Annotated in this window: 5 protein-coding genes; 1 reads left to right on the plus strand and 4 read right to left on the minus strand. The window is 60.2% G+C overall.

The window, feature by feature from the left end; genetic code table 11:
- Window positions 1-602: 602 nt before the first annotated feature.
- The 4 genes from C6W92_RS17265 to C6W92_RS17280 all read right to left on the minus strand — a co-directional run bounded on the left by C6W92_RS17265 (window position 603) and on the right by C6W92_RS17280 (window position 4,145).
- The gene (locus C6W92_RS17265; RefSeq protein WP_129435345.1) at window positions 603-1,007 is read right to left on the minus strand and encodes a universal stress protein; all 405 of its coding nucleotides are present in this window, start codon (window positions 1,005-1,007) and stop codon (window positions 603-605) included.
- Window positions 1,008-1,020: 13 nt separating this feature from the next.
- Complete coding sequence (locus C6W92_RS17270; protein ID WP_129435346.1) at window positions 1,021-2,328, minus strand: TRAP transporter large permease subunit; 1,308 nt, start codon at window positions 2,326-2,328, stop codon at window positions 1,021-1,023.
- Window positions 2,329-2,522: 194 nt separating this feature from the next.
- Window positions 2,523-3,572 (minus strand): TRAP transporter substrate-binding protein DctP, encoded by a 1,050-nt coding sequence (gene dctP, locus C6W92_RS17275; RefSeq protein ID WP_129435348.1) that lies wholly within the window; start codon window positions 3,570-3,572, stop codon window positions 2,523-2,525.
- 78 nt (window positions 3,573-3,650) lie between these two features.
- Complete coding sequence (locus C6W92_RS17280; protein WP_164989290.1) at window positions 3,651-4,145, minus strand: TRAP transporter small permease subunit; 495 nt, start codon at window positions 4,143-4,145, stop codon at window positions 3,651-3,653.
- Window positions 4,146-4,926: 781 nt separating this feature from the next.
- Here C6W92_RS17280 and C6W92_RS17285 point away from each other — a divergent pair.
- Window positions 4,927-6,429, plus strand: a complete 1,503-nt coding sequence (locus C6W92_RS17285; RefSeq protein ID WP_129435352.1) for a CoA-acylating methylmalonate-semialdehyde dehydrogenase — start codon at window positions 4,927-4,929, stop codon at window positions 6,427-6,429.
- Window positions 6,430-6,616: the final 187 nt, after the last annotated feature.

Raw genomic sequence — 6,616 nt, forward strand, 5'->3', positions numbered from 1 at the left:
GCAGCCAGGTAGCTCGTCAGGCTCATAACCTGAAGGTCGTAGGTTCAAATCCTACTCCCGCAACCAGAATACAGCGCTGAACCAAACGCTTGAACGCCGCCCTCCGGGGCGGCGTTCGCGGTTTGCACGCCACGTGGAAGCATTGTGGAAGCAAGAGGGGCCGAAGTCCTTCATATCGCTTCGTACACCGGTGCCCGTAATGAGTATTGCTTCCAGTGCCGAGAGGTATACGTCAATATCTTGCATGAGCGTTCTCCTTTCGAACGCTCTGAGCTTCGCACTGCTCTATGCCTCCGCGGAAACGGTCATCTCATCTACCTGTTTGTCGGCTTACAGAACGGCGGCTGCGCCGCCGCCATCGCATACACCCTGAGCGAAACGGCCAAGCTGCATGGTGTGGACCCGCAAGGGTTGCTCACCGATACGCTCGCCTGAATCCCCGACTACAAGATCACCCGCGTGGATGATCTTCTGTCGTGGAACTGGTCAAAATACGCGGACCGACCGGACGCTTACGGCTGTTTCGGCATCGGCAGGACTCCTCTGGTGGAGGTCCCAAATCTGTCAGATCAGGCCAAAAGTCGCAGTTTTTCAGACGTTTCCTAACGAAGCACGACCACACTGCATTTGGCATGACGGACAACCCGCGCAGCAGTCGATCCGAGCAGGAGGCCCGAGAGGCCCTCGCGGTGGGATGCCACGACGATGCACTCCACGCCGTGCTTGCGCGCCCAGGTCAGGACCGTGTTGGTCGGATGTCCGGACACGACATGCGTCTCGATCCGGTCCGAGGGCATCGCTGCCTTTAGCGCCTTGTCAAACCGCTCGATGCTCTCCTGGACCTGTTCTTTCGGGAAGTAAGAACCGACATAAGAGGGCAGTTCCTCCACCACCGAAAGGGCTACAATGCGACCGTCCTCGGCAAGAAGGCGCTGCGCAGCGGCTAACTGGTCCTGGCAATCATTGATGTGATCCGGTGCGATGGGGACGAGAATATTCTTGTACATTCAAACCTCCAGCTTACTTCAGGATGCCTGGCAGCCAGGTTGCGATTTGCGGAAACAGGAAGATCAGCGTCAGGCCGATGAACTGCAGCGCCACGAACGGGCCGACGGAATTGTAGACATCGCCCATACTGACATCACGGGGCAGTACCCCCTTGATCCAGAACAGGACGAACCCGAACGGGGGTGTCAGATAGGCGATCTGGATATTGACGATGAACAGCGCCCCGAACCAAAGCTTGTCGATCCCGAGGGCATCAACAATGGGAATGAAAAGTGGCGTGCAGAGCATGATGATGGCCCAGTCGTCCATAACCATGCCCAGAACCAGAATGATCAGCATCATCATCAACAGGATGCCGGTGCTGCCGCCGGGCATGGCAAGCACCAGATCGGTCAGCAAGTCCTGACTGCCCATCGTGTTGAAGACATTGAGATAGACGGTCGCCCCGATGAGAATCCATAATCCCATGCCACTCAGCTTGAGTGTGGAGACCAGCGAATCCTTCAACACCTTCCAGGTCAGCTTGCCGTATATCAGGTTGATCAGAAATGCCCCGGCGGCCCCGAAAGCCGCCGCCTCGGCCGGCGTCGCTACCCCGCCCCAGATCACGCCGAGCACGATGGCGATCAGCACCGCGAAAGGCCAGATGCTGAGCATCGCGCCGAGTTTTTCCTGACGGGTGAATTTCTTGTCGCTCGGCAATGCCGGCCCCAATTCGGGCTGAAGCCTGCAGCGGACGCCGATATAGATCGTGTAGAACGCCGCAAGCATCAGCCCGGGCAGGACGCCCGCCATGAACAGGTCGCCGATCGAGACCTTGGCAAGCAGTCCGTAAAAAATAAACGGAACGCTCGGCGGGATCAGCGCGCCCAGGGCCCCGCCAGCGGCGATCGAGCCTATCGCGATGCGGCGGTCGTATTTGTAGCGCATCATCGAAGGATAGGCGATCTGGCCCATGGTCGTTGTGGCAGGCGGGGTGATCCCGGTCACCGCGGCGAACACCGTGCAGACCTGCACCGTCCCCATGGCCAGCCCGCCATGGATATGGCCGATCAGCTTGTAGACCGCGTCATAAGCAGCTTCGGCGATCCCGGAAAACCGTATGAGTGACCCCATGAACAGGAACAGGGGCACCGTCACCAGAACCGAGTTCCAGGGCGTCGAATAGAACGCGCTCGGCACCGAAAGGAGGGCGCGCGGCTCCAGCAGGAGTGCGAACAACGCGGCCGTGCCGCCCAGCCCGAATGCAACAGGGAGCCCCATGAATAGGATCACGAAGAGAACAATGAAATACAGCGCGGTAATGAGTTCGAGGCTCATGTTTCATTCTTTCCTTGCTCAAAACGTCCCGTGCCCCTCCGATCGCGTGTGTTCGCAAAACGGTCTGGTGCCTGATTGAGGGAAACCGGGACGGACTGCGCTTCACCGGTGCCAGGCGTCGCTGGGCCATCCGGGCCGCGCCCCTGGCCCGGAAGCCGAGCCAGAGGCTTGTTTGAGCGTGCGCTCACGCGTCGTTATTGAGCGTTCTCTTTGTCTTCGAGGAACCGCTTGAAGATCTCGACGCCCTTCGCATTACCTTCGGAGGCGTCTGCGATCTGCGGCCAAACTTGCTGGATCGCGACATCGCGCATGCGTGCGACTTCTTCGTCGCTCATCTCGATTACCTCGCCGCCGGCATCGCGCAGAATCTGCAGAGCCTCATCCACACCTTCCGCATGCATCCGGCTGGTTTCGAAATATGTCTCCTTGAACACGCCGTTTATCTGCTCGCGCTGCCAATCCGTGAGGGCGTTCCAGCTCTGAAGATTGATATATATCTCCTGATGCTGAGCGGGGTTCCAGCCGGGCATGATCGCGTAATCGACCACCTCGTGGAACGACATATCATCAATGCCGCCGGTGTCCCAATAGGTGCCTTCGATGGTGCCAAGCTTGATCGCCGTGTAGATTTCGCCGGCATTCATCGACACAGGGGATCCGCCCACAGTGGAGTGGAAGATGGCCTGCGGACCGCCCGCGCGCATCTTGCGCCCCTCGAGGTCCTCGATCTTTTCGACCCGGAAATTCGTGAACATTGCGTTCGGGCCCTGATTTGTCCAGCCGCCCCAGTACAAGTTGCGCGCGTTTGCCGCCGTCTGCACGATATCGCCGACGCGATAGTCGGGGTTGCCCCACATCACTTCCCAAGCTTCCTCGGTGCTGTTGGCGCCCATCGCGAGGCCAAAGGCCAGCATCCCTTCGGGCATGTCGCCGCCATAGACCGATCCCCAGCCTGCATAGCCGTCGGTCACGCCTGCGGCAGCTGCGCCGAAGGCTTCGGAGCCGCTGACCAGCGCACCCGCGGGTTCGACCCGGATTTTCACGGTACCTTCGGTCGCTTCTTCGACGGCCTCGACCCAAGGGATCAGGCCATTGTCCCAACCGGCATCCGTCTGGTCGAACGCGGGCTGGAACGTCCACTCGGTGACCTCATCCGGTGGCCCGTCCTGCGCCACGGCCACGCTCGCGCCGAGAGCCATGGCCCCTGCCCACAGGGTGGCTTTTCCAAATTCGTTCATCTTCATGACACTTCCTCCTTGCTAATGGTCAGTTCATTTTTTGTTGGCCCCGGAACCGGCGATGCCGTGCCGAAGGCAGGTCGTTCAGCCGCGTCCAAGCAGTGTTGAGAGGTTGCGGATCAGGTGTTTCACAAAAATCAGAAGCACCATTCCCCCGGCGACGGGGATCGCAAATTTTATTGGATAGATCGGGATCGGAATGGATGTCGGAGTTTGCTGATTGAGCATCAGCGAAAGCGAGGCAGCCTCGTAGCCCTTCCAGATCAGGATGACCAGGAACAGGATCGCGAAAGGGGCCGTCAGAATATCTAGGAGCGCTTTCTTGCGGCTGCTTGCATTGGCGTAGAAAAGATCGAGCTTGACGAAGCTGTCGTGCTGGAGCGCATAAACACCACCGGCGCAGGCCAGCAGGACCATCGCCGCCTGCAGGGTTGTCCCGATCCACTGAGATGGCGCATTGAGGGCGTACCGCAAGAAGACGTCCGTCACGCCGAACACCATGCAGTAGAGTATAAGGAACCAGCCAACGCGGCCCATTATCTCCGATATCGCGTGGGTGATCCACTCAAGCGCGCGCATTACCATTTTGCATACCCGGTCTGGCTCACGTCCGTCTCCGTCCTTGAGGGACTCACCGGGCGGCGGCGAGGTATGCTGTCGGTCTTGCCCAAGCCCTTCTGTTCGCGAGATGCACAGAGCTCGTCACCGATCGCCTTGAGGAACCTAATCTTGTCGCACCGCCCCGGACTCATGCGAGTCATCCCCCCGCAGTCAACGTATTCAAGTGTTTGAGAGGTGCCGCGGACTGTCGCGGACCGCTCTCGCCTCCGTGCAGGAAACGACATGGCCAGCAGCGGAGAAAGCTACAGATGACGGTTAACAGGGGTACAGATTGCAATGTTAGCGGTTCCTGCCTTGCGCGCCTAACCGGCCGGTGCGCGCAACGGGCCGCCCGGTGAACGATGCCCCGTCCCGGCAGCCACGCCGCCACGGGCCCTCGGGGCGGAAACGACACGATCTGGCTCCAAGCGCATCTTCCGGGAACAAAACCGATTGCGACGCAATAAGATGCAACGCATCGGTCCCAGCGCGTTAGACCTTTGTGGTGGGGCAGGGGGGACGGGACGACCGGGGCGTGCACGCAGTGTCAGGTCCTTCTCCGTCTCGCGCCGGTGCAGAGACATCAAGAGAGCCATCAAGGCCGGCGCGAGAATCTGTCCCCCTGCCTGCCCCGAACTGTACCTGTCTCGGAGGCCGTCTATAACATTACCAATGGGGCAGTATGCACGGCAGCCGCGTCAAGTTCGTCATGGTGTGGGACGCGTCCCCGAGCATGAGATGCGAAGCTATGGAGGCCCCAATGAACCCTATTGGTCATTTTATGTCGAACCAGCCATGGTCGGGTACATCCGACCGTACCGGCGAGATACGCAACCCCGCGACAGGCGCGGTCACTGGCCGGGTCTCGTTGGCGTGCAAGGCTGATGTGGATGCCATCGTTGACACCGCCGCGGCAGCCTTGCCCGGATGGGCGGCCACTCCTCCTGCCAAGCGTGCCACGGTGATGTTCGAGTTCCGCGACCTGCTTAAGAGGCACACCGACGAGCTGGCGGAGCTGCTTTCGGCGGAACATGGCAAGACGCTTCCCGACGCCAAGGGAGAAATCGCGCGAGGAATCGAGGTGGTCGAGTTCGCCTGCGGTATCCCGCAGCTTCTCAAAGGGGAATATTCCGAAGCGGTGGCCCAGAATGTCGACAGCTTCAGTGTGCGGCAACCGGTCGGGGTCGTTGCCGGGATCACCCCGTTCAACTTTCCGGCCATGGTGCCGCTGTGGATGTACCCGGTGGCCATCGCATGCGGAAACACCTTTGTTCTCAAGCCCTCCGAAAAGGACCCGAGCGTCGTAATGCGCATTGCCGAGCTGCTGGCGCAGGCAGGCGTGCCCGAAGGTGTCTTCAATGTCGTGAACGGCGACAAGGAGGCCGTGGATACCCTTCTCGACAATCCTCAGGTTGAAGCAGTCAGCTTCGTCGGCTCCACGCCGATCGGCCACTACATCTATTCGCGCGGAACCGCCAACGGCAAACGCGTGCAGGCTTTGTGCGGTGCCAAGAACCACATGGTCATCATGCCTGATGCCGATATGGATCAGGTGGCCGACGCGCTGATCGGATCGGCCTACGGCTCCGCCGGTGAACGCTGCATGGCGGTATCTGTCGCGGTTCCGGTGGGAGAGAAGACCGCCGACCGTCTGGTCCATGCACTCGAGCCTCGCATCCGCGCGCTGAAGATCGCGCCCTACACCGACCCCGACTCGGAGCTCGGGCCCGTCATCTCTAAACAGAGCTATGACAAGATACACAACCTTATAGCGGATGGCATCGATCAAGGAGCAAACCTCGTGGTCGACGGCCGGGAGATTACTCTGCAGGGATACGAGGAGGGGTATTTCATCGGGGGCTGCCTGTTCGACAACGTGTCCACAGACATGTCCATCTATCGCGAAGAGATCTTTGGCCCCGTCCTGTCGGTCGTACGTGTCGCGGATTACGAGACCGCGGTGGAGATGATAAACGATCACGAGTACGGCAACGGCACGGTCATTTTCACTCGCGACGGCGATGCCGCGCGCGATTTCTGGGCGCGGGTCCGCATCGGAATGGTCGGGGTGAACGTGCCCATCCCGGTGCCGGTCGCGTATCATTCGTTCGGCGGATGGAAGCGCTCGCTCTTCGGTGATCATCATATCCACGGCATGGAAGGCGTCCGGTTCTACACCCGGCTCAAGACCATGACCACGCGTTGGCCCTCGGGCATCCGAACCGGGGCTGAGTTCAATTTCACGGGTGGCAAGGACGTGTGAGAACACGCCCGGCCAAGGAAGCGGCGCCATCATTTCTCCCGTGGTGCCGCTTCCATCTTCGGGAAAGTCTGAACAACGCCTTCTGCTGCGCCGACGCGCCGATGTGAGGGCCATGCCGGGCATCAGGCAGCTTGTTTCCAGCGGCTTTCGGGCTGCTTCGGCCGCTCGGTTGGTGGACAGGCCAATT

The organism is Roseovarius sp. A46, from assembly GCF_004126395.1.
Lineage (GTDB): Bacteria > Pseudomonadota > Alphaproteobacteria > Rhodobacterales > Rhodobacteraceae > Roseovarius > Roseovarius nitratireducens.